Here is a 24089-nt window from a genome sequence, read left to right as displayed (position 1 = left end):
GACCCGCGAGACGGCCGCAGCCGGTCGCGCGGGCCGAATCCTCGGGAAGGCGCTACGTGAGTCCCTACGGCTCCGACCGCTCGCCGCGGCGCCCGATGCGGCGGAAGCTGCTGCAGGCGCTGACTGCGGGTGTGGTCCTGGCGACCGCCACTGGTTGCTCGTATACCTGGAAAGACTTCCCCCGCCTCGGAATGCCCACCCCGGTCACCGAGCAGGCGCCGCGCATCCTCTCCCTGTGGCAGGGATCGTGGGCGGCGGCCCTGGCCACCGGCGTGCTGGTCTGGGGCCTGATCCTGTGGAGCGTCATCTTCCACCGGCGCAGCCGCACCAAGGTGGAGGTCCCGGCGCAGACCCGGTACAACATGCCGATCGAGGCGCTGTACACCGTGGTCCCGCTCATCATCGTCTCGGTGCTGTTCTACTTCACCGCGCGTGACGAGTCCGAGCTCCTCGCCCTGGACAAGCCGAAGCACACGATCAACGTGATCGGCTTCCAGTGGAGCTGGGGCTTCAACTACATCGAGAACGTCGACGGGGACGTGTCGACCCCGAGGCTCCGCGAGGTCCCGAAGGAGCTCGCCTCGATCCCGGACAAGTTCTCCAAGGACTTCCCGGCCGGCGCCGAGGGCGTCTACACCAAGGGCGTTCCGGGCGACCGGAACCTGCAGACGGGCAACCCGGGCCCGACCCTCTGGCTCCCCAAGGGCGAGAAGGTCCGCTTCATCCTGTCGTCCAACGACGTCATCCACTCCTTCTGGGTGGTGCCGTTCCTCTTCAAGCAGGACGTCATCCCGGGCCACACCAATGTCTTCGAGGTGACTCCTTCGCAGGAGGGCACCTTCATGGGCAAGTGCGCCGAACTCTGCGGCGTCGACCACTCCCGGATGCTCTTCAACGTCAAGGTCGTCTCCCCCGAGCGCTACCAGGCGCACCTCAAGGAGCTGGCCGAGAAGGGTCAGACGGGTTACCTCCCGGCGGGCATCAAGCAGACCGATCCGGCCCGGAACTCGGAGACGAACAAACTGTGAGCATCCTCAACGAACCCCAGGGTGCCGCCGCGGCCGACTCGTATGAGAACGAGCTGCCGGTGCGGCGCAAGGAGCCCGGCAACGTCATCGTCAAGTGGATCACCACCACGGACCACAAGACGATCGGCTCGCTCTACCTCATCACCTCGTTCATCTTCTTCTGCATCGGTGGTGTCATGGCCTTGGTCATGCGCGCCGAGCTGGCCCGCCCGGGCACGCAGATCATGTCGAACGAGCAGTTCAACCAGGCGTTCACGATGCACGGCACGATCATGCTGCTGATGTTCGCGACGCCGCTGTTCGCCGGTTTCGCGAACTGGATCATGCCGCTGCAGATCGGCGCGCCCGACGTGGCGTTCCCGCGGCTGAACATGTTCGCCTACTGGCTCTACGTCTTCGGCTCGGTCATCGCGGTGGCCGGCTTCCTCACCCCGCAGGGTGCGGCCGACTTCGGCTGGTTCGCCTACTCCCCGCTGTCGGACGCGGTCCGCTCGCCGGGCGTCGGCGCCGACATGTGGATCATGGGTCTGGCCTTCTCCGGCTTCGGCACGATCCTCGGCTCGGTCAACTTCATCACCACGATCATCTGCATGCGCGCGCCCGGCATGACGATGTTCCGCATGCCGATCTTCACCTGGAACGTGCTGCTGACCGGTGTCCTGGTCCTGCTCGCCTTCCCGGTCCTGGCGGCCGCGCTCTTCGCGCTGGAGGCCGACCGCAAGTTCGGCGCCCACGTGTTCGACGCCGCCAACGGCGGTGCACTCCTGTGGCAGCACCTCTTCTGGTTCTTCGGACACCCAGAGGTGTACATCATCGCCCTACCGTTCTTCGGAATCATTTCCGAAGTGATCCCGGTCTTCTCGCGCAAGCCGATGTTCGGTTACATCGGCCTGATCGCCGCGACGATCGCGATCGCCGGTCTCTCCGTGACCGTGTGGGCCCACCACATGTACGTCACCGGTGGTGTGCTGCTGCCGTTCTTCTCCTTCATGACCTTCCTGATCGCGGTCCCGACCGGTGTGAAGTTCTTCAACTGGATCGGCACCATGTGGAAGGGCTCGCTGTCCTTCGAGACCCCGATGCTCTGGACGATCGGCTTCCTGATCACCTTCACCTTCGGTGGTCTGACCGGTGTCATCCTGGCCTCGCCCCCGATGGACTTCCACGTCTCCGACTCGTACTTCGTCGTCGCGCACTTCCACTACGTCGTCTTCGGCACCGTGGTCTTCGCGATGTTCGCCGGCTTCCACTTCTGGTGGCCGAAGTTCACGGGCAAGATGCTGGACGAGCGCCTCGGCAAGATCACCTTCTGGACGCTGTTCATCGGCTTCCACGGCACGTTCCTCGTCCAGCACTGGCTGGGTGCCGAGGGCATGCCGCGCCGCTACGCGGACTACCTCGCGGCCGACGGCTTCACCGCGCTGAACACGATCTCCACGATCAGCTCGTTCCTGCTCGGCATGTCGATCCTGCCGTTCTTCTACAACATCTGGAAGACGGCCAAGTACGGCAAGAAGGTCGAGGTCGACGACCCGTGGGGTTACGGCCGTTCGCTGGAGTGGGCGACCTCCTGCCCGCCGCCGCGGCACAACTTCCTCACCCTGCCGCGGATCCGCTCCGAATCCCCGGCGTTCGACCTGCACCACCCTGAGATCGCGGCCCTCGACCACCTCGAGGACCACGGTCCCGTCACCGCCGTCGCGGGCGGCAAGGAGGCCGGCAAGTGAAGATCCAGGGCAAGATGTTCCTCTGGCTCTCCGCGTTCATCCTGATCATGGCCGTCGTGTACGGCGTGTGGTCGAAGGAGCCGGCGGGCACCACGGCGCTGTTCCTGGCCTTCGGCCTGAGCGTCATGATCGGCTACTACCTGGCCTTCACCGCCAAGCGCGTGGACGCCATGGCGCAGGACAACAAGGAAGCCGACGTCGCGGACGAGGCCGGCGAGCTCGGCTTCTTCTCCCCGCACAGCTGGCAGCCGCTCTCCCTGGCCGTCGGTGGCGCCCTGGCCTTCATGGGCGTCGTCTTCGGCTGGTGGCTGCTGTACTTCTCCGCTCCCGTGATCATGGTCGGTCTGTGGGGCTGGGTGTACGAGTACTACCGCGGCGAGAACGCGAACCAGTAGCACTCGCGCCCGACGCGGCACGTGGGGCCCGGACACCTCGTCACCGAGGGGTCCGGGCCCCTTGCCGTACCCCGGGGCGCTCCATTACCAGAGACCGATCGTTTTGCCGAGCACCCTCGTTTGCAGTCACCCCGCATGCCGTAATTGTCATACCTTCATAGCGTTGAGGGCATGAGCCACTCACCGCGTCTTTGGACGGTTGTCAGCTGCTCCCTGCTGGTCGCGTCCCTCGGGGCCGGGGCCACCGCCTGCGGGACCGACGACAACCCGCTCTCCGCCCGCCCCTTCGACGCGAGCGACCAGGTCGCCTTCAACACGAAGGCGGGCAGCCGCGCCGTCGACCCCGACCGGCCCCTGGAAGTCACGCTCAAGGGTGACGGCGGCCGTATCACGGACGTCACCGCCGTCGACGCCCACGGGCGGCGACTGGCCGGCGAACTCTCCGCCACCGGCGACCGCTGGCGCAGTACCACCGCTCTCGCCGCCGGCGTCCGCTACACCGTCACCGTCGGCACCGAGGACGCCCGCGGCGCCCCGGGGGAGCGCACGATGACGTTCGAGACCACCCCGGCGAAGAAGCTGCTGACCGCCGAATTCGGTCCCGACACGGGCACGTACGGCGTCGGGCAGCCCGTCACGGCCGAACTCAGCGAGCCCGTCAAGGACAAGGCCGCCCGCGCGGTCGTCGAGCGGGCCCTGGTCGTCGAGTCCAGCCCCCACACCGACGGCTCCTGGTACTGGGTCGACGACAAGAAGCTGCACTTCCGCCCCAAGGAGTACTGGCCGGCCCACGCCACCGTCTCCGTACGGAGCAACCTGGAGGGCGTCCGCATCACCGACCACCTCTACGGCGCCGGCGCCACACCCCTCAAGCTCACCATCGGAGACCGGGTCGAGGTCGTCACCGACGCCGCAGCGCACCAGCTGACCTTCAAGCGCAACGGAGAGGTCGTCAACACCATCCCGGTGACCACCGGCAAGCCCGGCTTCTCCACCCGCAACGGTTACAAGGTGGTGCTCGGCAAGGAGTACTTCGTCCGGATGCGCAGCACCACCGTCGGCATCGCGGAGGGCACCTCGGACTCGTACGACCTGCCCGTCTACTACGCGACCCGGGTCACCTGGAGCGGTGAATACGTGCACGCCGCGCCCTGGTCCGTGGGCTCGCAGGGGTACGACAACGTCAGCCACGGCTGCACGGGCATGAGCACGGACAACGCCGCCTGGTTCTACGAGAACATCAAGCAGGGCGACGTCGTCCAGGTCGTCAACAGCCTGGGCGACGAGATGGACCCGTTCGGCAACGGCTACGGCGACTGGAACCTGGACTGGAAGAAGTGGCGCGAGGGCAGCGCCCTGCTGGCCGGCACCCAGGACGGCCGCAGCCCCGCCGACACGGCACGACTGCGGCCCCAGGTGTGAGAACGGGCCCGCCGGGGCCCGGTACGCCGTGAGGAGGAAGGGAGGGGCTGCTCAGGCGGCGTGGTTGTTGCCCGACAGCCTGCGCCGCAGCAGCCCCGCCAGGGCGTCCGCCAGCTCCACCGGGTCCACCGGAAGCGTCACCGCGGCGTCCGCGCGGCTCCAGGTGGCCAGCCAGGCGTCCTGCGGCCGGCCGATCAGCAGCACCACCGGCGGGCAGTTGAACACCTCGTCCTTGATCTGCCGGCACACGCCCATGCCGCCCGCCGGCACGGCCTCGCCGTCCAGTACGCACACGTCGACGCCGCCCTCGTCCAGGGCCTTCAACACGGCCGGCAGCGTCGCGCACTCGAGGAACTCCACCGGCGGCAGGTCCGGTGCCGGCCGCCGTCCCGCGGCCAGCCGCACCTGCTCGCGCGCAGTGGCGTCGTCGCTGTAGACCAGGACCCTCGCAGTCGCCCGCATCGTTCCTCCACGTGTCACAAGAATCACGTTGATGTTGCGCGGACTCTACTCCGTCCGACGGCCCCTCAACATCGGTTCGGACAGGCATCGGATGGGCCGTTCGGGCAGTGCACACCTCCCGGACACTCCGAACGGCACCCCCCGGCGTGAGGGCCGGATAAGCGACCGACATAATGTCGGTCGTGGCGACAGCAACGACAGTAGATACCGGGCACGCGCACCCGACGGTCAATCGACCGAACCTCGTCAGCGTCGGAACGATCATCTGGTTGAGTTCCGAGCTGATGTTCTTCGCGGCCCTCTTCGCGATGTACTTCACCCTGCGATCGGTGACCGGTACCGAGTACTGGACGGAACAGGCCTCGAACCTGAACCTGCCCTTCTCGGCGACCAACACCACGATCCTGGTGCTCTCCTCCCTCACCTGCCAGCTCGGCGTCTTCGCCGCCGAGCGCGGTGACGTGAAGAAGCTCCGCACCTGGTTCGTGATCACCTTCGTGATGGGTGCCATCTTCATTGGCGGCCAGGTGTTCGAGTACACCGAGCTGGTCAAGCACGAGGGCATCTCGCTCTCGTCCGGCCCCTACGGCTCGGTCTTCTACCTGACCACCGGTTTCCACGGTCTGCACGTGACGGGCGGTCTGATCGCCTTCCTGCTGGTCCTGGGCCGGACGTACGCGGCCAAGAGGTTCACCCACGAACAGGCCACGTCGGCCATCGTCGTGTCCTACTACTGGCACTTCGTCGATGTTGTCTGGATCGGCCTCTTCGCCACGATCTACCTGATCAAGTAACCGGGCCCGGCCCGACTCATCCAGCAAGCACCGACGCAGAAGATCCTGACACCGGGGTAATCCGTGAAAAAGCTCTCCGCACGACGACGCCATCCGCTGGCGGCGCTCGTCGTTCTACTCCTCGCGCTGGCGGCCACTGGGGGGCTGTACGCCGCCTTCGCGCCCGCGGGCAAGGCGCAGGCCGACGACACCGCCCAGTCCCTCGCCATCGAGGAAGGCAAGAAGCTCTACGCCGTGGGCTGTGCGACCTGCCACGGTACTGGCGGTCAGGGTTCCTCTGACGGCCCGAGCCTCGTCGGCGTCGGCGCCGCCGCGGTCGACTTCCAGGTCTCGACCGGCCGCATGCCCGCCCAGCAGCCCGGGGCGCAGATCCCCCGGAAGAAGAACATCTACTCCCAGGCGCAGATCGACCAGCTCGCCGCGTACATCGCCTCTCTCGGCGCCGGCCCGAGCGTGCCGACCGAGAAGCAGTACGACCCGGCGGGTGCCGATGTCGCCAAGGGTGGCGAGCTCTTCCGCAACAACTGCGCCCAGTGCCACAACTTCACCGGTGAGGGCGGCGCCCTGACGTACGGCAAGTACGCGCCGAACCTCGAAGGCGTGGAGCCGAAGCACATCTACGAGGCCATGCTCACCGGCCCGCAGAACATGCCCTCCTTCCCGGACAGCACGATGCCGGAGAAGCAGAAGAAGGACATCATCGCGTACCTCGAGACCGTCAACGGCGATAAGTCGGAGAGCCCCGGTGGCCTCAAGCTCGGTGGCCTCGGCCCCGTGTCCGAGGGTCTCTTCGGCTGGGTCTTCGGTCTGGGTGCGCTCATCGCTGTCGCCGTCTGGGTCGCGGCCCACACCGCTAAGGCCAAGAAGTCATGAGTAGCCAAGACATTCCCGAAGAGAACCTGCCGAGCGCGCAGGACGCCCACCACGGTGCGGTGACCGTCGCGGACGATCCGTTCGCCGACCCGGGCCTGCCGGCCCACAAGCCCCGTATCCAGGACATCGACGAGCGGGCCGCCAGGCGGTCCGAGCGCACGGTCGCCCTGCTGTTCACGGTCTCGATGCTGGCCACCATCGGCTTCATCGCGTCGTACGTGACCATCCCGGTCGACAAGATCGTCTACATCTTCCCGGTCGGTCACGTCAGCGGGCTGAACTTCGCCCTCGGCCTGACCCTGGGCGTCGCGCTCTTCTGCATCGGCGCGGGCGCGGTCCACTGGGCCCGCACCCTGATGTCCGACGTCGAGGTCGCCGACGACCGGCACCCGATCGAGGCCTCCCCCGAGGTCCGTGCCAAGGTCATGCAGGACTTCAAGGACGGTGCCGACGAGTCGGTCATCGCCCGTCGTCCGCTGATCCGCAACACGCTCCTCGGCGCGATGGCGCTGGTGCCGCTCTCCGGCGTCATGCTGCTGCGCGACCTGGGTCCGCTGCCGGAGGAGAAGCTCCGCAACACCGCCTGGTCGAAGGGCAAGCTGCTCATCAACCAGAACACCCAGGAGCCCCTGCGTCCCGAGGACGTCGCTGTCGGTTCCCTGACCTTCGCCGCCCCGGAGGGGCTGGAGGAGGAGCAGGAGGACTACCAGCAGCAGATCGCCAAGGCCGCCCTGATGATCGTCCGCATCCTGCCGGAGGACATCAAGGACAAGCGCGAGCTGGCGTGGTCGCACGACGGCATCGTGGCCTTCTCCAAGATCTGCACCCACGTCGGCTGCCCGATCAGCCTGTACGAGCAGCAGACGCACCACGTGCTCTGCCCGTGCCACCAGTCCACCTTCGACCTCTCCGACGGTGCCCGCGTCATCTTCGGCCCGGCCGGTCACGCCCTCCCGCAGCTGCGCATCGGCGTGAATGACGAAGGCTTCCTCGAGGCGCTCGGCGACTTCGAAGAGCCCGTCGGTCCTGCTTTCTGGGAGCGCGGATGAGCACTGCCACTGAAACCAAAAAGGCTCCGGCCGGCGAGCGCATCGCCGACTGGGCCGACGGACGACTGGGCATCTACAGCCTGGCCAAGTCCAACATGCGCAAGATCTTCCCGGACCACTGGTCCTTCATGCTGGGTGAGATCTGCCTCTACAGCTTCATCATCATCATCCTCACGGGTGTGTACCTGACGCTGTTCTTCCACCCGAGCATGAACGAGGTCGTGTACCACGGCTCGTACGTGCCCATGCAGGGTGTGACGATGTCCGAGGCCTTCTCCTCGACCCTGGACATCAGCTTCGACGTCCGCGGCGGTCTGCTCATCCGGCAGATCCACCACTGGGCGGCGCTGATCTTCATCGCGGCGATGCTCGTGCACATGATGCGCGTCTTCTTCACGGGCGCCTTCCGCAAGCCGCGCGAGGTCAACTGGGTCTTCGGCTTCCTGCTGCTGGTCCTCGGCATGTTCACCGGCTTCACCGGTTACTCCCTGCCGGACGACCTGCTCTCGGGCACCGGTGTCCGCTTCATGGAGGGCGCGATCCTGTCCGTGCCGATCGTCGGCACGTACCTGTCGTTCTTCCTCTTCGGCGGCGAGTTCCCGGGCCACGACTTCGTGGCGCGGTTCTACTCGATCCACATCCTGCTGCTGCCGGGCATCATGCTCGGCCTGCTGGTGGGCCACCTGATCCTGGTCTTCTACCACAAGCACACGCAGTTCGCGGGCCCCGGCAAGACCAACGAGAACGTCGTCGGCATGCCGCTGCTGCCGGTCTACATGGCCAAGGCCGGAGGCTTCTTCTTCCTGGTCTTCGGTGTCATCGCGGCCATCGCGGCGATCGCCTCGATCAACCCGATCTGGGCGCTCGGCCCGTACGTGCCGGACCACGTGTCCACGGGCGCCCAGCCCGACTGGTACATGGGCTTCTCCGAGGGTCTGATCCGTGCCATGCCCGGCTGGGAGATCAACCTGTGGGGCCACACGCTCGTCCTGGGCGTGTTCATCCCGCTGGTCATCTTCCCGCTGGTCCTGGTCGCGATCGCGGTCTACCCGTTCATCGAGTCCTGGGTCACCGGCGACAAGCGCGAGCACCACATCCTGGACCGCCCGCGCAACGTCCCGACCCGTACCGCCTTCGGTGTGGCCTGGCTGACGTGGTACGTCATCCTGCTGATCGCCGGTGGAAACGACATGTTCGCGCAGTACTTCCACCTGTCGATCAACTCGATCACCTGGTTCACCCGCATCGGCTTCTTCGTGGGCCCGGTCATCGCGTTCATCATCACCAAGCGCATCTGCCTCGGCCTCCAGCGCCGCGACCGGGACAAGGTGCTGCACGGTCGCGAGACCGGCATCATCAAGCGCCTGCCGCACGGTGAGTTCATCGAGGTCCACGAGCCGCTGCCGCAGGGCCAGCTGCACAAGCTGACCTCGCACGAGCAGTACGCGCCCGTGGAGATCGGCCCGACGGTCGACGAGAACGGTGTCGAGCGCAAGGTGAAGGCCGGCGAGAAGCTCCGCGCCAAGCTGAGCAAGGGCTACTACGCCGAGGGCAACCAGATTCCGAAGCCCACGGTGGAGGAGTTCAAGGAGATCCAGAGCGGCCACGGCCACCACTGATCCCCGACGGTCACCCGGCACCGCCGGCTGACCACGACATGTAGTCGCCACGGCAAGAGCCCCGTCCACACGCTGGACGGGGCTCTTCGCCGTCCGTGGGGGGTGGATAGGCTGAGGGTGACATGGGGGCCCGTGTGAACGCATCCGGGCCTCATCCGGCTGTGGACCCCAGGAGCGGACCATGAACGTTGTGACCCCGGCAGGCGGCGACAGCGTGGCGGCCGGGTCCTGGCCGGCCGTACTCGACGCCCTGCTCAACGGCAAGGACCTGACCGCGGACGACACCGCGTGGGCCATGGACCGCATCATGCGCGGCGAGGCCACCGACGCCCAGATCGCCGGCTTCGTGGTCGCCCTGCGCGCCAAGGGCGAGACCGTGGCCGAGATCAACGGCCTGGTGCGGGCCATGTACGCGCACGCCAACCTCATCGAGGTCTCCGGCCGCACTGTCGACATCGTCGGCACCGGCGGCGACGGCGCGAAGACCGTCAACATCTCGACGATGTCCTCGATCGTGGTCGCCGGTGCGGGTGCCAAGGTCGTCAAGCACGGCAACCGGGCCGCGTCCTCCGCGTCCGGCGCCTCCGACGTGCTGGAGAAGCTCGGCGTCAACCTCAACCTCACGCCGGCGCGCGTCGCCCAGGTCGCGGAGGAGGCGGGCATCACCTTCTGCTTCGCGGTCAAGTTCCACCCCGCGCTGCGGCACGTGGCCGCGGCCCGCAAGGAGCTCGGCATCCGCACCACCTTCAACGTGCTCGGCCCGCTGACCAACCCCGCCCGGGTGCGGTCGGTGGCCGCGGGCGTGGCCGACCCCCGGATGGCGCCCGTCGTGGCCGGCGTGTTCGCCGAGCGGGGCGCCTCGGCGCTGGTCTTCCGCGGCGACGACGGGCTCGACGAGCTGACCACCACGTCCACGTCGCGGGTGTGGTGGGTCCGGGACGGGGGCGTCACCGAGCTCGCCTTCGACCCGCGGGACGTGGGCCTGCCGCTGGTCGACGTCTCCGCGCTGCGGGGCGCGGACGCCTCGTTCAACGCCGACGTGGCGCGGCGCCTGCTGGCCGGTGAGACCGGTCCGGTCCGGGACGCGGTGCTGCTCAACTCGGCGGCCGCGCTGGTCGCGGCGGACCCCGGTACCGGGTCGCTGGAGGAGCAGCTCGTCGCCGCCATGGCGCGGGCCGCCGAGTCCATCGACTCCGGCTCGGCCCGTGCGACCCTCGACCGCTGGGTGGCCGCCAGCAACGCCTGACGCCCCCCTTGGCCCCCGGTCCCGTGGCGCCCCGCGCCCGGACCGGGGGTTCTCCCCGCAGGGCAGTGACGCGGAGGCCCGCGGGCAATCCGGGTCAACGGGGGCGCCGCTGGCTACAGTTGGGGCGTCGGGGCGGACGCGCGGTCGCGGGACCGCCAGGGGCACGCCGCCGCACGGGGGACGCCATGGGCGATCGCGAGGAACCGGATCCCGGCACGCCGACGCCACGGCACGGCACGCCCGGTCACGGCACGCCCGGTCACGGCACGCCCGGGCACGCCGGCCCCGCACCCGGGCCGCGGCCGGGAACCGGCGGACCCGGGTCGCCGGGCACGGCGTCGGGGGCCGTACGGGGATGGGCCGGACTGGGCGTCTGGTACCGCGAGCAGGACCCCGGCGTGAAGGCCGCCGTCATCACGATCCTCGGGTCCCTGGCCGTGGCTCTCGTCGGCGCCGCCGCGAACCTCGCCGTCGCCCTCATCGGCGCGCCGGGGGACGGGCCGGGCGCCGCCGCCCCGGTGCCGTCCGTGGTGACGACCTGGCCCGCGGAGCCCGAGGGGTCCGGACGCCCGGCGACCTCCACCGGCCCGACACCCACGCCCACCCCCACCCCCACGCCCACCCCGACGCGTTCCGCGTCCGACACGCGACCGCCCACCACGGACCCGACCGACACCGCACCACCCACCCGTCCGGACCCGCCCCGCGAGGAGCCGCCGGAGACGACCCCGCCCGCCCCGCGCCCCGTACGCGTCCGGTGGCAGGGCGAACTGGTCGTGGACGGCAGCGGCTACCGGGCCGGCGGCTGGTTCCTGGACTCGGCCCCGCCCTCGCGCGCCCCGCTCGGCGACCTCGGCCCCCGCGGCACCCACGAGCTGTACGGCCCCTACGCCCTCGTCGCCTGGAGCGGGGCCCGGTCACCCTCCCGCCAGCAGTGCGTCGAGCTGCTGAACAGCCGACTGGGGCAGAACGCCCTGGACGTACAGGTCGGCGACACGGCCTGCGTGGGGACCGAGAACGGCCGGGTCGCCCGGCTCACCGTGACCGGCTTCTCCGACCCCGACCGGCAGATCACCGTGGCCGTCACGGTGTGGGAGCGCCCCTGAGGCGGCCTCCGCGCCCCCACCGCGCCCCGCCACCTCCCCGCACTCCCGCACCCGGCCGCGGCCCAACACGGGTTCGCGGTACGGCTGTCCGGGATGCGGACACGGGTTGCGGGGCCGGGATCTTGTCGGCAGGATGCTCACAGGTCACGAGTGACAGCGTTTTGGCCCCGGCTTGCTGTCCGGCAACCCTCCGTCCGTGGCGGGGTGCCCCGGGTGATGACCAGGCCGTGGGCAGCGAGGTCCGCGGCAAGCGCGGACCCCTCGACCACCAGGGGTCCTGGTCCTCGAGGAGCGTTTTTCCGTGAGCAAGCGAATGCGATAGGCGCCCAGCGCCCCTCTTCTCCACCCCTCCGTACGCGCGGCCCCGCCGGGATCCCCGGTGTCCGTCCCGCCGTACGTCGAGGCACACCCCCGCCCGCGCGACCGTACAGGCGTACCCCCGGCGGGGTCAGCGAAGCCATTCACCCTGCATGCCCCGGGAGATACCGCCATGTCCGCGTACCCGAACGCCGCCGCCGTAGCCGCCACCACCTACGTCGCCACCGTCACCCCCACCGCCCCGGCCGCCGCCGAGGACGGCGCCGACGCCTGCTGCGCCGGCGCCCACGCGGCCGACGCCGACTGCGCCGCCGCGCCGCTGCCGGTCCTCGGCCGCGACGTCACCGTCCCCCTCGTCACCGGTGGTGAGGTCACCTACGCCGCCCTCGACTACGCCGCCAGCGCCCCGGCCCTCCAGCGGGTCTGGGACGACGTCGCGGCGTACGCCCCGTACTACGGGAGCGTGCACCGCGGGGCCGGGTACCTCTCCCAGCTGTCCACCGACCTCTTCGAGGCCAGCCGCGCCACGGTGGCCGAGTTCCTCGACTGCCGTTCCTCCGATCAGGTGATTTTCACCCGCTCGACGACGGACTCCCTCAACCTGCTCGCCCACGTGCTGCCCGCCGACTGCCGGGTGTTCGTCTTCGAGACCGAGCACCACGCCTCGCTGCTGCCCTGGAGCGGCCACCAGGTCACCTACCTCGACGCCCCGCGCACCCCCGCCGAGGCCGTCGACACGCTGGAGCGCGCACTCGCCGACCGCGACCCCCACGGCCCGGCCCTGGTGTGCGTCACCGGCGCCTCCAACGTCACCGGCGAGCTGTGGCCCGTCAAGGAGCTGGCCGCGGCCGCCCACGCGCACGGCGCCCGCATCGTCCTGGACGCCGCCCAGTTGGCCCCGCACCACCCGGTCTCCGTGCAGGACCTCGACGTGGACTGGGTCGCCTTCTCCGGACACAAGCTGTACGCGCCCTTCGGCTCGGGCGTGCTGGCCGGCCGGGCCGACTGGCTGCAGGCGGCCGCGCCGTACCTCGCCGGCGGCGGGGCCTCCCGCACGGTCGCCCGCGACGAGGACGGGGGAGTGGCCGTCGAGTGGCACGCCACCGCGGCCCGCCACGAGGCCGGTTCGCCCAACGTCATCGGCGTCTACGCCCTCGCCTCCGCCTGCCGGGCCCTGACCGAGGCGGGCTTCGACCGCCTGGTCGCCCGCGAGCAGGAGCTCGTGCGCCGCGTCCGGGAGGGCCTCGCGGAGGTCCCCGAGGTACGGGTCCTCTCGCTGTTCGGCGCGGACGCGGCCCGTGTGGGCGTCATCTCGTTCGTCGTCGAGGGCTGGAACAGCTCGCACTTCGCGGCCGCGCTCTCCGCCGAGTACGGGATCGGCGTGCGCGACGGGCTGTTCTGCGCCCACCCGCTGGTGCGCACCCTGCTCGGCGGCGCGCCGCAGGAGCCCGGCGCGTGCGGGTCCCCGGAGGCCGCCCCGGGCGAGAGGTCGCTGAACGCGATCCGGGTCAGCTTCGGCGCGGGTACCCCCGACGAGCACGTGGAGCGGTTCGTCCGCGCCGTGCGGGAGCTGGTCTCCCACGGCGCCCAGTGGGAGTACCGCACGCAGGAAGGCCGCTGCGTCCCGGCCGTCTGATCCCCCGCCCGCCGCCGGGGTGGCTCCCCGTCCCGCGCCCTGCCGTCGGGGGGGCCTCGGCGCCGGCCCGTCGGATTGTTCGCTGGGGGCCGGGCCGGGGACTCCCTACGCTGTGTTCATGATCATGTGGCAGGGCATCGCGGACGCCGGGTACACCGTGCCGGCCGGACACGGCCTCGACGACCTGGTGGCCGGGCTCTCCCGCGCGCTGGCCGACCCGGACCCCGAGGTCAGGGACGGGGCGGCGTACGCCGTCCTGGCGGCCTGGATCGACCGTGGCGTGATCGACGCGCCGCGGCGACGGGCCCTCGGCGACGAGATGGCGGCCCGGTTCGGTCACCCCGAGGTGCAGGCCCGCACCTTCGCCCCGCTGGTGCTGCGGATGCTGGTGCGCAAGGGGGAGTTCGCCGCGGGATGGGTGGACGCCTTCGCCCACTGGTACGTCACCGAGGACGATCTGCGCGGCTGGGACGAGCGGCTCGGCTGGCTGCACGCGGCCGCGCACGGCGCCGACCTGCTGGGCGCCTTCGGGCAGCGGCCGGAGGTGGCGCCGGGACGCATGCCGGCACTGGCCGCGGACCGCCTGCTGGCCCCTACGGACCACGTGTTCGACCAGTTGGAGGACGACCGGTTGGCCCGCGGCCTCGCCCTGGCCCTGGACCGTCGGGACGCGGGGGAGGGCGACGCCACCGACTGGCTGCTGCCGCTGGAGGCCGCCCTGCGGGGAGTGGCCCGGGGCCCGGCCCCGGCCTGGGTCTCCAACACCCTGCGGACGCTACGGGCGCTGTACGTCCTCGTCGACCGCGGTGACCTCCCGCACCGCCGGCTCCTGCGAGTTCGGCTGGGCGAGGTCCTGGCGGCGTTCGACGCCCGCTGACCGCCGCGGACGCGGGGGCGGTGCCGGGGACGGGGGTCCCGGCACCGCCCTCCGTCGCTTCGTCGCCGTGTCGGTCAGGCGTCCAGGCCGATGGCGAAGGCCGCCTCGAGGTCGTGCTGCGAGTAGGTGCGGAAGGCGACGTGGGTGTCCGTGGCCTCGACGCCCGGGATCTTGCTGATCCGGCCGGGGATGATGTCGGCCAGGTCCTCGTGGCGGGAGACCCGCACGAGGGCGATGAGGTCGTACGTACCGGTGACCGAGTAGACCTCGCTGACGTTCTCCAGGGCCGCGATCCGCTCGGCGATCTCCGGGATCCGGTCCACGCTGGTCTTGATGAGGACAAGGGCAGTGATCACGGCGTGCTGTCTCCCTCGGTGGCCGCGGCTGATCTCCTCACTGTAGTCGTACGCCGGTAGCGGCCCCAGGCGTACAGGAAGCCCAGCGTGAAGCCGACGAGGTGGGCCAGGTACGCCACCCCGGGACCGCTGCCGGCCCGGTACTGGGCCAGGCCCTGGAGCGCGAACCAGAAGAGCAGGACCACCCAGGCGGGCAGGCGCAGCGGCAGGAAGAAGAGGAACGGGAAGACGCTGGTCACCCTGGCCCGCGGGAAGAGGCACAGGAACGCGCCGAGCACCCCGGAGATCGCCCCCGAGGCGCCGACCAGCGTCTGGTCGGAGGAGGCGTTGGCCGCCGCGTACGCCACCATCGCGAGGTAGCCGCAGACGAGGTAGAAGACGGCGAACTCCACTCGGCCCATCCGCTCCTCGGTCATCGCGCCGAAGACGTACAGGAAGAGCATGTTGCCGAGCAGGTGCAGCCAGTTCCCGTGGACGAACAGCGCCGTCAGCGGGGTGAGGGCGGTGCGGATGCCGCCGGCGAAGAGCTCGTCGGGGACCACGCCCCATTCGCGCAGGTAGGCGGTCTGCTCCGCGAGCAGCGCGTCCCCGGTGCCGTACGACGGGACGAACCCGGACAGCGGCCCCGCGAGGAACAGCACCGCGCCGGCGGCGATCAGGGCGTGGGTGATCACCGCGCCCCGGACGGCTCCGCACCTTACGATCATGAACAGAGCATGACCTATCGGGACGGAACGGAACAGGCCGCCCCGCCGCGTCCCGTATGCGGGACGGGGCCCACCCGGGGCTGCCGTAAGGCCGTAGGGTTACGAGCGGTACCGAAGGCGTACCGAAGTGAGCCGTGGGGCGACGACGGCGTGGAGTCACGACGGGGTGAACCCGCGACCGATCCGGACCGCGCGGCACGCACGAAGGAGAGATCGGCCCGATGACGGTTCCCCTGCCGACCGCCACGACCCGCTGGCGCTGCACCCTGTGCGGCAACCTCACCCGTTTCGACGTCACCCGCTCGTCGAAGGTGGTCGAGTACGTCCACCTCGACCTCGCCGGAGAGCCCAAGGTGGAGGAGCGCGAGGTGCTGAGTGAGACCATCGAGTCGGTCCGCTGCCGCTGGTGCAACGCGGTGGACCAGATCGAGCTCGTGGACAGGCCGGGCGCCGACTCCTGAGGGAGCGGCACCCGCCGATTGAGGAACCGACGGTAGGGGTGACGGATTGTGGAGCCTGCAAGCGGCGCTGAACCGGCCGGCGCGGCCGGTGGTGGCGACGCCGAGGCGCTCGACCGGCCTCTGCCGGAAGGCGTACGGCGCAGGGTCGTCGCGTTCACGGCCGACGCGTTCGGCGGGCTGACGCTCGCCGACCTGCCGTCGCAGCTGCGCCAGTACGCCCGGTTCACCCCCACGCGGCGCGCCAAGTTCGCGGGCAACGCGATGGCCGCCGCGCTGGAGGGCGACCCGGTCTTCCGCGGCCGGATCGCCGAACGGCTCCGGGAGGCGCAGCCGGAGCTGGCCGCCGCCCTGGAGTCCGGCTCGTCGCCGGCCGCCGCCGACCCGCTGGACGTGGCGGCGGTGGCGTACGTCCTGCGCCCGGCCGGCTGGGTGAAGCTGGTGGCGGCCGCGGGCGAGGAGGCCCAGCGGGCCGACGCCGAGCGGGCCGGCGAGGAGACCCAGCGCGAGCTCGAACGACTGCGCGAGGAGCTGGCCCTGCTGCGCGAGCAGCAGCGCACCCACGGGGAGCACCAGCGGCACGAGCTGGAGGCGGCCCGCAAGGAAGCCGAATCGCTTCAGCGCAAGCTGCGCAGCGCCCTGAACGACGTCAAGCGCGGCGAGGCGGCGCTGCGGAAGGCCGCGGCCGAGGCCGACGCGTTCCGTGCCGAGGCCGCCGCGCAGGTGGCCGCGGCCGAGAGCGAGGGCCGGCGGCTGAAGTCCCGCCTGACCGAGGTGGAGGCGGCCCTGGAGGCCAGCCGCCGCTCGGCCCGCGAGGGGCGCAGCGTCGAGGACATGCGGCTGCGGCTGCTGCTGGACACCGTGCTGGAGTCGGCGCAGGGACTGCGCCGGGAGCTCGCCCTGCCGCCCGCCTCGGTACGGCCGGCGGACACCGTCGACGCGGTGGAGCCGGGCCGGATGACGCCCAAGGACATCGCGGCCCGGGCCCTGTCGGAGACGGACCCGGCGCTGCTGGACCAGCTGCTGGCGCTGCCGCAGGTGCACCTGGTCGTCGACGGCTACAACGTGACCAAGACCGGCTATCCGACGATGCCGCTGGAGAAGCAGCGGCTGCGGCTGCTGGGCGGCCTGTCGATGCTGGCGGCGCAGACCGGTGCCGAGGTGACGTGCGTCTTCGACGGCGCCGAGCTGGCCGCGCCGGTGCTGCTCGCGCCGCCGCGCGGGGTGCGGGTGCTGTTCTCCAAGGCCGGTGTCACCGCTGACGAGTTGATCCGGCAGCTGGTGCGGGCGGAGCCGCCCGGCCGGCCGGTGGTCGTGGCGTCCACCGACCGCGAGGTGGCCGACGGGGTGGCCCGCGCGGGGGCGCGGCCCGTTGCGTCCCTCTTGCTCCTCAAGCGGCTTTCACGCGCCTAGTCAAGTACTGCGCACTATGCCCGATTTGGCAGGGACGGTCCGTCAAGTGGCCGGTACGCAGCGTGCTCTGGATGTGAAGAAGTGGGCTTCCGGGCGAGATTTTGCTCGTCAGGATTTGAACTGATCACAGAAAGGTCACTAGGGTCTGGGCTCAAACCTTCGTGCGGTTGATCACTCATTCGGGGTGGCCGCGAAGGTACCGCCGCGACTGCGTTTCGTTCGGCGGCTCGAGGAAGAAGGAGCTCGCCCCCGTGGCGTCCCACCGTCGACCCAAGCAGCCGACCCGCGCTCGTGTGACCACGCTCACCGCGCTCGCGGCCGCAGCAGTAGCCCTCGCCTCCCAGAACGCGCAGGCGGCCCCCGCCAAGCCGAGCAAGGACGAGGTCAAGTCCAAGGTCGACGGTCTGTACGACCAGGCGGAGAAGGCCACCGAGAAGTTCAACGGGGCCCGCGAGCAGCAGCGCAAGCTCGAGAAGGAGATCGGCCAGCTCCAGGACAAGGTCGCCCGCGGCCAGGCCGAGCTCAACGAGATGCGCGACCAGATGGGTTCGATGGCCAGCGCCCAGTACCGCAACGGCGGTGTGGACAGCTCCATCCAGCTCCTGCTGTCGGACAACCCGGACGAATACCTCGCCAAGGCCTCCGTGCTCGACCAGTTGAGCGCCAAGCAGGTCGAGTCCGTCCACAAGATCCAGGAGAAGCAGCGGGCCCTCGCGCAGGAGCGCCAGGAGGCCGCCGGCAAGCTCAAGGACCTGGCGGACACCCGCAAGGAGCTCGGCGAGAAGAAGGCCGAGATCCAGGCCAAGCTCGCCGAGGCGCAGAAGCTGCTCAACTCCCTGACCGCCGAAGAGCGCCAGCGGCTGAACGACGACGACAACACCCGCGCCAGCCGCGGTGGTGGCGGCGGCGGTCGCGGCGGCAGCCTCGACCCGAACGTCAAGGGATCGGGCCACGCGGGCGAGGCCCTGGCGTACGCCAAAACCAAGCTGGGCTCGGCCTACATATCCGGCTACGAGGGCCCCAACGCCTTCGACTGCTCGGGTCTGACGCAGTGGGCGTACAAGCAGGCCGGCGTCGGCATCTCGCGCACGACCTACACGCAGGTCAACGACGGCACCCGGATCGGCCGTAGCCAGCTCCAGCCGGGCGACCTGGTCTTCTTCTACTCTGACCTGCACCACGTCGGCCTCTACGCCGGCAACAACACGGTGCTGCACGCCTCGAACCCGCGCGGCGGCGTCAAGTACGAGAACATGGACTACATGCCGTTCCAGTTCGGCGTCCGCGTCGCCTGACGGCAACACCCGTCGGCGGGTCCGGATCAATCGGACGACGACCCGCCGCCACCCGCCCAATCGGGCGAATCGCGACAACCCAAGCTGACCCCGCGCCCCGCCGGTGACCTGTGTTCTCCGGCGGGGCGTCACTGTGCGTGCCCCCGACGGTCGTTGGTCCCGCCCTCCCCGCGCGGCTACTGTCGGCCAGCGCGGGCCCCGGAACACGGCCGTCCACGGGGGGCGGACCCGGGCCCCGCGCGAGCGGAAGGGGTACGGCTCCTGTGGCGTCCCATCGCCGGCCCGCCTCGGGCCTCGACCGCGGTACGCGCGGCACCAGCCTCACCGTCCTGACCGCCGCCGCGGCGGCGACCGCGGCGGCGGCCCTGACCGGTGTCCCCGCGCACGCCGCCCCCGAGGAACCGGGTGCCGGCGCCCGAGCCCGGGTCGACCGGCTCTTCGAGGAGGCCGAGCAGGCCACCGAGCGCTTCAACGAGGCCGGGGAGCACGCCGCGAAGCTCCGCAAGGAGATCCGGCGCACCCAGGACGCCGTGGCCCGCGGCCAGGACCGGATCAACACCATGCGCGGCCTGCTCGGCACCTACGCCGGCGCCCAGTACCGCTCCGGCGGCGGCGTCGACCCCGCGGTCGAACTCCTCCTCTCCGACGACCCGGACGACTACCTGGAGAAGGCCGCGGCCCTCGACCGGCTCTCGCTGCGCCAGGCCGCCACCCTCACCGAACTCCGCGAGGCCCAGCGCCGACTGGGTCAGGAACGCCGCGAGGCCTCCCGCAAGCTCGGCGAACTGGAGGCGGTGCGCGCGGACGTGGCCCGCCACAAGCGGTCGGTCACGGCCAAGCTGGCGGCCGCCCGCCGGATCCTGGAGACGATGCCCTCCGACGAGCGGGCCGCCTTCGAGCGCGCCTCCCGCTCCGGCGGCCGCGCCGAGGCGATGCCCGACCTCTCCGGGGTCGCCGCCTCGTCCGGCCGGGCCGCCGCCGCCGTGCTGGCCGCCCGGGCCGCCGTGGGCCGGCCCTACGTGTGGGGGGCCACCGGACCCTCCGCCTTCGACTGCTCCGGGCTCATGGTGTGGTCCTACCGGCAGGCCGGCGTCTCGCTGCCGCGCACCTCCCAGGCCCAGCGGTCCGCCGGCCGGCGGGTGCCGCTGTCCGAGGCGCAGCCGGGGGACCTGGTCACGTACCGGTCGGACGCCAGCCACGTGGCCATGTACGTGGGCAACGGGCAGGTCGTGCACGCCCCCTACCCGGGCGCCCCGGTGCGCTACGACCCGGTCGGGATGATGCCGGTGTCCGCGGTGACGCGCCCCTGAGGCGGTGCCGCGGTGACGCGTCCCCGAGCCGGTACCCGCCGGCACCGCGCCCGATCGGGCGTACGGTCGTACGATCGGGCACGTGTTCCGACGTGCGACGCTCCGGCTCCTGACGCCGCTCGCCCTCCTGCCGGCCCTGCTGGCCGGGGGCTGCACGGCGCCGCCCGCACCCGTGGACGGGACCGAGCGGACGGAACGGGCCGTGGAGGGCACCCTCGACGGCTGGAGCGCGGCCTTCCTCGCCCGCGACGAGGCCCGCTACCTGGAGCTGGACCACCGGCCGGGTGCCCGGGCGACCTTCGCGGACGCGGCGCAGGTGCCGCTGGCCGCCTGGGACTACCGGGCCGGCTCCGTACGCGTCGACGGCAACCGGGCCTTCGTCTCGGCGGAACTGAGCTACCGCATCACCGGCTACGACGCGCGCCCGCTGGTCTCCGCCCGCGAGGTGGAACTGCAGCGGGGGCAGGCCCTCGAACCGGCCCGGACCGAGGCGCCCGAGGAGCCGGACGACGACGAGAAGGGCCCCGGGCGGCAGCGGGACGGCGGCTGGTACGTCGTCGCCGACCGGCCGGGCCCCGGGTCGCACCCGCTCCTGTGGGAGCAGGGGCCGGTGACGGCGGTCCACGGCACCCGGAGCCTGGTCCTGGGCGTCGGCCAGGACCGCGCCCTGCTGACCGGGGTGGCGGCGGACGCCGACCGGGCGGTGCCGGCCGTCCGCGCGGTGTGGCCCCGGCCGTGGGTGGGACGGCTGCTCGTGCAGGTACCGGAGTCCGTGGCGGCGATGGCGCAGCTGCTGGGGTCCCCGGCCTCCTCGTTCACCGGCATGGCGGCGGTCACCACCTCGCCGGGGGACCGGGTGACGATCAATCCGGAGGCGTACCAGCGCCTCGGTGACCTCGGCCGGCAGGTGGTGATCACCCACGAGGCCGTCCACGTCGCGACCCGGGACGCGACCACGCAGCAGACCCCGCTGTGGCTCTCCGAGGGCTTCGCGGACTACGTGGCCTACCGCGCGACCGGCCGCCCGCCGCAGCAGATCGCCCCGGCCCTGACCCGGGCGGTGCGCGCCGGTGCGCCGCCCACGACCCTGCCGGACGCGTCCCAGTTCGCCTTCGCGGGCGACGCGGACGCGCTGGCCCGGGCGTACGAGGGGGCGTGGCTCGCGGTCCGGATGCTGGCGGAGCGCTGGGGCGAGGCGCAGCTGGTCGCCTTCTACGAGACCGCCGGCCGTTCCCCCGACGCCGCCTTCGCCCAGCTCGGCCTGCTCCCCGCCGACTTCACCTCGTCCTGGCGCGACTACCTCCGCACGCAGCTCGGCTGACGGCCGGTCGGGGCGGCCGGTGGGGCCGCCGGGGACGGGGAGCGTCAGACGCGGGCCGGGCTCCGGCGGCGCGAAGGGACCGTGTCGCGCCAGAGGGCGCGGCAGGCCGTGGTCGCGGCGGCCACGAGGAGTCCGTTGCGCAGCACGAGCAGGCCCACGCCCAGCGGCTCGCTGTGGACGACGTACGAGAAGGCCAGCGGGAACTCCAGGAAGGTGGCCGCGGTGGCCGCCAGGACCAGGTGGGCGGCCGACCGCATGCGCGTGGAGCGCAGCGTGAGGCAGACGGCCGCCAGGCCGAGCGGCCACAGCAGGTACTGCGGGCTGATCACCCGGCTCGTGGTGATGAACAGCAGCACGGCCGCGAACGCGGCGTCCGCCACCGTGTGGGGCCCGAACGCCCGGGCCCGCGCCCGCCACACCAGCAGCCACGCGAAGCCCAGCAGCGTCAGCGCGAGCGCGGCCCGGCTGACCAGCGGCACGTACGGCCCGACGAACTCCACCGAGCCGTAGTTCATCATCACCGCCCCCTGCCAGCCGAAGTGCGCCGCCGCGTGGAACACCAGGGCCCCCAGCGACTCCACCTCCGTGCCCCGGTCCCGTTGGAACGTCAGGAACGCCAGCGCCCCCGGCACCAGCACGGTGAAGGCCGCCAGCAGCCCCGCCGCCGCCACGCCCGCCGACACCCACGCGGCCCGGTCGCGCACCCCGGCCAGCAGCAGCACGGGCCACACCTTCAGGAGCGCGCCCAGCCCGATCAGGGGCCCGCGCAGCCGGGGCACCAGCAGTGCCGCCACCGCCACGGCCGTCACGAGCAGGTCGAAGCGGGCGTACGCGGTGGGCCCCAGCAGCGGCACGCCGGCCGTCCAGGCCCACGCCCCTGCCGGACTGCGCCCCGGTCGCCGGCCCACCCGTACCAGCAGCCACAGCACCGCCGCGTCCGTCAGCAGCGCCAGGACGAAGAAGGCGGCGGCGTAGTCCAGGAACGGCAGCAGGCCGGGGGCCAGCACCGGCAGCGCCGCGGCGGGCGGGTACTGCCAGGTGACGTCGTCGAGCGGGAAGGTGCCGGTGCGCAGCACCTGGGACCAGCCCTGGTAGATCACGGAGACGTCGGTGGTCACGTCCGGGCCGGGTACGACCAGGACCCGCAGGACGCAGAGCACGAGCAGGGCCCTGGTGGCCGACCAGGCGGTCAGGAGCATCGCGCCATGATGCCGTGCGGCCGGGGCCGGGAGCCATTCGGCGCGGCCGTTCGGTACTGTCGCAGGCGATGCACAAGACGCTGATCGTGACCAACGACTTCCCGCCCCGCCCCGGCGGCATCCAGGCCTTCCTGCACAACATGGCGCTGCGCCTGGACCCCGACCGGATCGTCGTCTACGCCTCCACCTGGAAGCACAGCGCGGAGGGCCGGGAGGCCACCGCCGCCTTCGACGCGGAGCAGCCGTTCCCGGTCGTGCGCGACCGCGCGACGATGCTGCTGCCGACCCCGCGGGTGACCGCTCGGGCCACCGCGCTGCTGCGCGAACACGGCTGCAGCTCGGTCTGGTTCGGCGCGGCCGCGCCGCTCGGCCTGATGGCCCCGGCCCTGCGCCGGGCGGGCGCGCAGCGGCTGGTGGCGACCACGCACGGGCACGAGGCGGGCTGGGCGCAGCTGCCCGGTTCCCGGCAGCTGCTGCGGCGGATCGGCGAGGGCACCGACACGATCACCTACCTGGGCGAGTACACGCGCTCGCGGATAGCCGCCGCGCTGACGCCCGCGGCCGCCGCGCGGATGGTCCAGCTGCCGCCGGGGGTCGACGAGAAGACCTTCCACCCCGGCTCGGGCGGCGACGAGGTGCGGGCCCGGCTCGGGCTCGCCGACCGGCCGGTCGTGGTGTGCGTGTCGCGGCTGGTGCCGCGCAAGGGGCAGGACACGCTGATCCGGGCGATGCCCGCGATCCTGGCGCGGGTGCCGGACGCCGTGCTGCTGGTGGTCGGCGGCGGCCCGTACGAGGAGGACCTGCGCAAGCTGGCCGCCGAGACCGGGGTCGCGGACTCCGTGCGCTTCACCGGCGCGGTGCCGTGGGGCGAGTTGCCCGCGCACTACGGGGCCGGCGACGTCTTCGCGATGCCGTGCCGGACCCGGCGCGGCGGGCTGGACGTGGAGGGCCTGGGCATCGTGTACCTGGAGGCCTCGGCCACGGGCCTGCCGGTGGTGGCCGGTGACTCGGGCGGCGCGCCGGACGCGGTGCTGGACGGCGAGACCGGCTGGGTCGTGCGCGGCTCCGACCCGGCGGAGTCGGCGGACCGCATCGCCACGCTCCTGCTGGACCCGCAGCTGCGCGCCCGCATGGGCGAGCGAGGTCGGGCCTGGGTCGAGGAGAAGTGGCGCTGGGACCTGCTGGCGGAGAGGCTGCGGGAGCTGCTCTGAGGGGGGAGGGGTCGGGGTCGGCCCGGGAGGGGGCGGGGTCGGCCCGTTTCGGGGGCCGGCCGGGATGGGGCCTGCTGCTCGCTTCGGGGGTGGGTCCCGTGGTGTGTGGGTCCCCTCGGCGCTTGACAGGGGCGGCCTGCAGGCCCTGCGGCAGGCCCACCCCGAGGGCTTCGGGCCTTCGGCCGGGCCTGCGGCCCCCCTCGGCCCGGGCCTGCCTCCGGTCCAGCCTGCCACCCCTGTCAAGCGCCTCCCCCACACACCACGGGA

22 protein-coding genes and 1 riboswitch are annotated in these 24089 nt (G+C 71.7%); of the genes, 18 read left to right on the top strand and 4 right to left on the bottom strand.

All coding sequences use genetic code 11. The features are described from left to right. The first annotated feature begins 56 nt into the window (after window positions 1-56). From coxB to ACIQCH_RS20815, 4 genes are all read left to right on the top strand, one after another. Complete coding sequence (gene coxB / locus ACIQCH_RS20830; RefSeq protein WP_402582844.1) at window positions 57-1028, top strand: cytochrome c oxidase subunit II; 972 nt, start codon at window positions 57-59, stop codon at window positions 1026-1028. Continuing rightward, a complete protein-coding gene (ctaD, locus tag ACIQCH_RS20825; RefSeq protein ID WP_402582842.1) occupies window positions 1025-2755 on the top strand; it encodes a cytochrome c oxidase subunit I in 1731 nt (576 codons plus the stop codon). The genes coxB and ctaD overlap by 4 nt, the downstream gene beginning before the upstream one ends. After that, the gene (locus ACIQCH_RS20820; RefSeq protein ID WP_030206461.1) at window positions 2752-3150 is read left to right on the top strand and encodes a cytochrome c oxidase subunit 4; all 399 of its coding nucleotides are present in this window, start codon (window positions 2752-2754) and stop codon (window positions 3148-3150) included. The genes ctaD and ACIQCH_RS20820 overlap by 4 nt, the downstream gene beginning before the upstream one ends. A gap of 171 nt (window positions 3151-3321) precedes the next feature. Then, window positions 3322-4572 (top strand): Ig-like domain-containing protein, encoded by a 1251-nt coding sequence (locus ACIQCH_RS20815; RefSeq protein WP_402582840.1) that lies wholly within the window; start codon window positions 3322-3324, stop codon window positions 4570-4572. A 51-nt stretch (window positions 4573-4623) separates the two neighbouring features. Here ACIQCH_RS20815 and ACIQCH_RS20810 read toward each other — a convergent pair whose 3' ends face one another. After that, window positions 4624-5034, bottom strand: coding sequence for a response regulator transcription factor (locus tag ACIQCH_RS20810; protein ID WP_030206467.1), 411 nt, complete (start codon window positions 5032-5034; stop codon window positions 4624-4626). Window positions 5035-5207: 173 nt separating this feature from the next. On the opposite strand from ACIQCH_RS20810, the gene ACIQCH_RS20805 reads away from it, so the two are divergent. The 8 genes from ACIQCH_RS20805 (at window position 5208) to ACIQCH_RS20770 (ending at window position 14552) form a co-directional block, all read left to right on the top strand. Beyond that, entirely contained in the window at window positions 5208-5828 is a 621-nt protein-coding gene (locus tag ACIQCH_RS20805; protein ID WP_030206470.1) for a heme-copper oxidase subunit III, read from the top strand. A 63-nt stretch (window positions 5829-5891) separates the two neighbouring features. Continuing rightward, window positions 5892-6701, top strand: a complete 810-nt coding sequence (locus ACIQCH_RS20800; RefSeq protein WP_030206473.1) for a c-type cytochrome — start codon at window positions 5892-5894, stop codon at window positions 6699-6701. Beyond that, window positions 6698-7750: a Rieske 2Fe-2S domain-containing protein gene (locus tag ACIQCH_RS20795; RefSeq protein WP_402582837.1), complete on the top strand. Its 1053-nt coding sequence runs from the start codon at window positions 6698-6700 to the stop codon at window positions 7748-7750. The genes ACIQCH_RS20800 and ACIQCH_RS20795 overlap by 4 nt, the downstream gene beginning before the upstream one ends. Continuing rightward, window positions 7747-9369, top strand: a complete 1623-nt coding sequence (locus ACIQCH_RS20790; protein WP_402582835.1) for a cytochrome bc complex cytochrome b subunit — start codon at window positions 7747-7749, stop codon at window positions 9367-9369. The genes ACIQCH_RS20795 and ACIQCH_RS20790 overlap by 4 nt, the downstream gene beginning before the upstream one ends. Before the next feature lie 181 nt (window positions 9370-9550). Further along, a complete protein-coding gene (gene trpD / locus ACIQCH_RS20785; RefSeq protein ID WP_402582833.1) occupies window positions 9551-10615 on the top strand; it encodes an anthranilate phosphoribosyltransferase in 1065 nt (354 codons plus the stop codon). 185 nt (window positions 10616-10800) lie between these two features. Then, window positions 10801-11721 carry a hypothetical protein gene (locus ACIQCH_RS20780; RefSeq protein ID WP_402582831.1) on the top strand — a complete coding sequence of 307 codons (921 nt, stop codon included), beginning with the start codon at window positions 10801-10803 and terminating at the stop codon, window positions 11719-11721. A gap of 142 nt (window positions 11722-11863) precedes the next feature. Then, window positions 11864-11980, top strand: a riboswitch (SAM riboswitch). A gap of 231 nt (window positions 11981-12211) precedes the next feature. Beyond that, window positions 12212-13675 (top strand): aminotransferase class V-fold PLP-dependent enzyme, encoded by a 1464-nt coding sequence (locus ACIQCH_RS20775; protein ID WP_402582829.1) that lies wholly within the window; start codon window positions 12212-12214, stop codon window positions 13673-13675. Window positions 13676-13793: 118 nt separating this feature from the next. Beyond that, a complete protein-coding gene (locus ACIQCH_RS20770; protein WP_402582827.1) occupies window positions 13794-14552 on the top strand; it encodes a DUF2785 domain-containing protein in 759 nt (252 codons plus the stop codon). 74 nt (window positions 14553-14626) lie between these two features. Here ACIQCH_RS20770 and ACIQCH_RS20765 read toward each other — a convergent pair whose 3' ends face one another. Both ACIQCH_RS20765 and ACIQCH_RS20760 read right to left on the bottom strand, forming a co-directional pair. Then, window positions 14627-14908, bottom strand: a complete 282-nt coding sequence (locus ACIQCH_RS20765) for an Lrp/AsnC family transcriptional regulator (RefSeq protein WP_030206505.1) — start codon at window positions 14906-14908, stop codon at window positions 14627-14629. After that, window positions 14905-15615: a rhomboid family intramembrane serine protease gene (locus tag ACIQCH_RS20760; RefSeq protein WP_402582825.1), complete on the bottom strand. Its 711-nt coding sequence runs from the start codon at window positions 15613-15615 to the stop codon at window positions 14905-14907. The genes ACIQCH_RS20765 and ACIQCH_RS20760 overlap by 4 nt, the downstream gene beginning before the upstream one ends. A gap of 221 nt (window positions 15616-15836) precedes the next feature. On the opposite strand from ACIQCH_RS20760, the gene ACIQCH_RS20755 reads away from it, so the two are divergent. The 5 genes from ACIQCH_RS20755 (at window position 15837) to ACIQCH_RS20735 (ending at window position 21412) form a co-directional block, all read left to right on the top strand. Then, window positions 15837-16076: a hypothetical protein gene (locus ACIQCH_RS20755; RefSeq protein WP_030206510.1), complete on the top strand. Its 240-nt coding sequence runs from the start codon at window positions 15837-15839 to the stop codon at window positions 16074-16076. 45 nt (window positions 16077-16121) lie between these two features. Next, on the top strand, window positions 16122-17486 hold the full coding sequence (locus ACIQCH_RS20750; protein ID WP_402583008.1) for an NYN domain-containing protein: 1365 nt from the start codon (window positions 16122-16124) through the stop codon (window positions 17484-17486). Window positions 17487-17737: 251 nt separating this feature from the next. Then, a complete protein-coding gene (locus tag ACIQCH_RS20745; RefSeq protein ID WP_402582823.1) occupies window positions 17738-18781 on the top strand; it encodes an NlpC/P60 family protein in 1044 nt (347 codons plus the stop codon). A 263-nt stretch (window positions 18782-19044) separates the two neighbouring features. Beyond that, window positions 19045-20091: an NlpC/P60 family protein gene (locus ACIQCH_RS20740; RefSeq protein ID WP_402582821.1), complete on the top strand. Its 1047-nt coding sequence runs from the start codon at window positions 19045-19047 to the stop codon at window positions 20089-20091. An 82-nt stretch (window positions 20092-20173) separates the two neighbouring features. Further along, the gene (locus ACIQCH_RS20735; protein ID WP_402582819.1) at window positions 20174-21412 is read left to right on the top strand and encodes a hypothetical protein; all 1239 of its coding nucleotides are present in this window, start codon (window positions 20174-20176) and stop codon (window positions 21410-21412) included. Window positions 21413-21456: 44 nt separating this feature from the next. Here the strand turns inward: ACIQCH_RS20735 and ACIQCH_RS20730 are convergent, their stop codons facing one another. Then, window positions 21457-22611, bottom strand: a complete 1155-nt coding sequence (locus ACIQCH_RS20730) for a glycosyltransferase 87 family protein (protein WP_402582817.1) — start codon at window positions 22609-22611, stop codon at window positions 21457-21459. A 68-nt stretch (window positions 22612-22679) separates the two neighbouring features. On the opposite strand from ACIQCH_RS20730, the gene ACIQCH_RS20725 reads away from it, so the two are divergent. Then, entirely contained in the window at window positions 22680-23822 is a 1143-nt protein-coding gene (locus ACIQCH_RS20725) for a glycosyltransferase family 4 protein (protein WP_402582816.1), read from the top strand. Window positions 23823-24089: the final 267 nt, after the last annotated feature.

The organism is Streptomyces sp. NPDC093225 (genome assembly GCF_044753805.1).
Taxonomy (GTDB): Bacteria; Actinomycetota; Actinomycetes; order Streptomycetales; family Streptomycetaceae; genus Streptomyces.
Note: the sequence above shows the minus strand (reverse complement) of the source record. Positions and strands in the feature narration are given on the sequence as shown.

Coding starts and splice junctions, on each gene's coding strand:
- ACIQCH_RS20815 (WP_402582840.1), top strand. CDS start 3,322: ATGAGCCACTCACCGCGTCTTTGGACGGTTGTCAGCTGCTCCCTGCTG.
- ACIQCH_RS20810 (WP_030206467.1), bottom strand. CDS start 5,034: ATGCGGGCGACTGCGAGGGTCCTGGTCTACAGCGACGACGCCACTGCG.
- ACIQCH_RS20805 (WP_030206470.1), top strand. CDS start 5,208: ATGTCGGTCGTGGCGACAGCAACGACAGTAGATACCGGGCACGCGCAC.
- ACIQCH_RS20795 (WP_402582837.1), top strand. CDS start 6,698: ATGAGTAGCCAAGACATTCCCGAAGAGAACCTGCCGAGCGCGCAGGAC.
- ACIQCH_RS20790 (WP_402582835.1), top strand. CDS start 7,747: ATGAGCACTGCCACTGAAACCAAAAAGGCTCCGGCCGGCGAGCGCATC.
- trpD (WP_402582833.1), top strand. CDS start 9,551: ATGAACGTTGTGACCCCGGCAGGCGGCGACAGCGTGGCGGCCGGGTCC.
- ACIQCH_RS20780 (WP_402582831.1), top strand. CDS start 10,801: ATGGGCGATCGCGAGGAACCGGATCCCGGCACGCCGACGCCACGGCAC.
- ACIQCH_RS20775 (WP_402582829.1), top strand. CDS start 12,212: ATGTCCGCGTACCCGAACGCCGCCGCCGTAGCCGCCACCACCTACGTC.
- ACIQCH_RS20770 (WP_402582827.1), top strand. CDS start 13,794: ATGATCATGTGGCAGGGCATCGCGGACGCCGGGTACACCGTGCCGGCC.
- ACIQCH_RS20760 (WP_402582825.1), bottom strand. CDS start 15,615: ATGATCGTAAGGTGCGGAGCCGTCCGGGGCGCGGTGATCACCCACGCC.
- ACIQCH_RS20755 (WP_030206510.1), top strand. CDS start 15,837: ATGACGGTTCCCCTGCCGACCGCCACGACCCGCTGGCGCTGCACCCTG.
- ACIQCH_RS20730 (WP_402582817.1), bottom strand. CDS start 22,611: ATGCTCCTGACCGCCTGGTCGGCCACCAGGGCCCTGCTCGTGCTCTGC.
- ACIQCH_RS20725 (WP_402582816.1), top strand. CDS start 22,680: ATGCACAAGACGCTGATCGTGACCAACGACTTCCCGCCCCGCCCCGGC.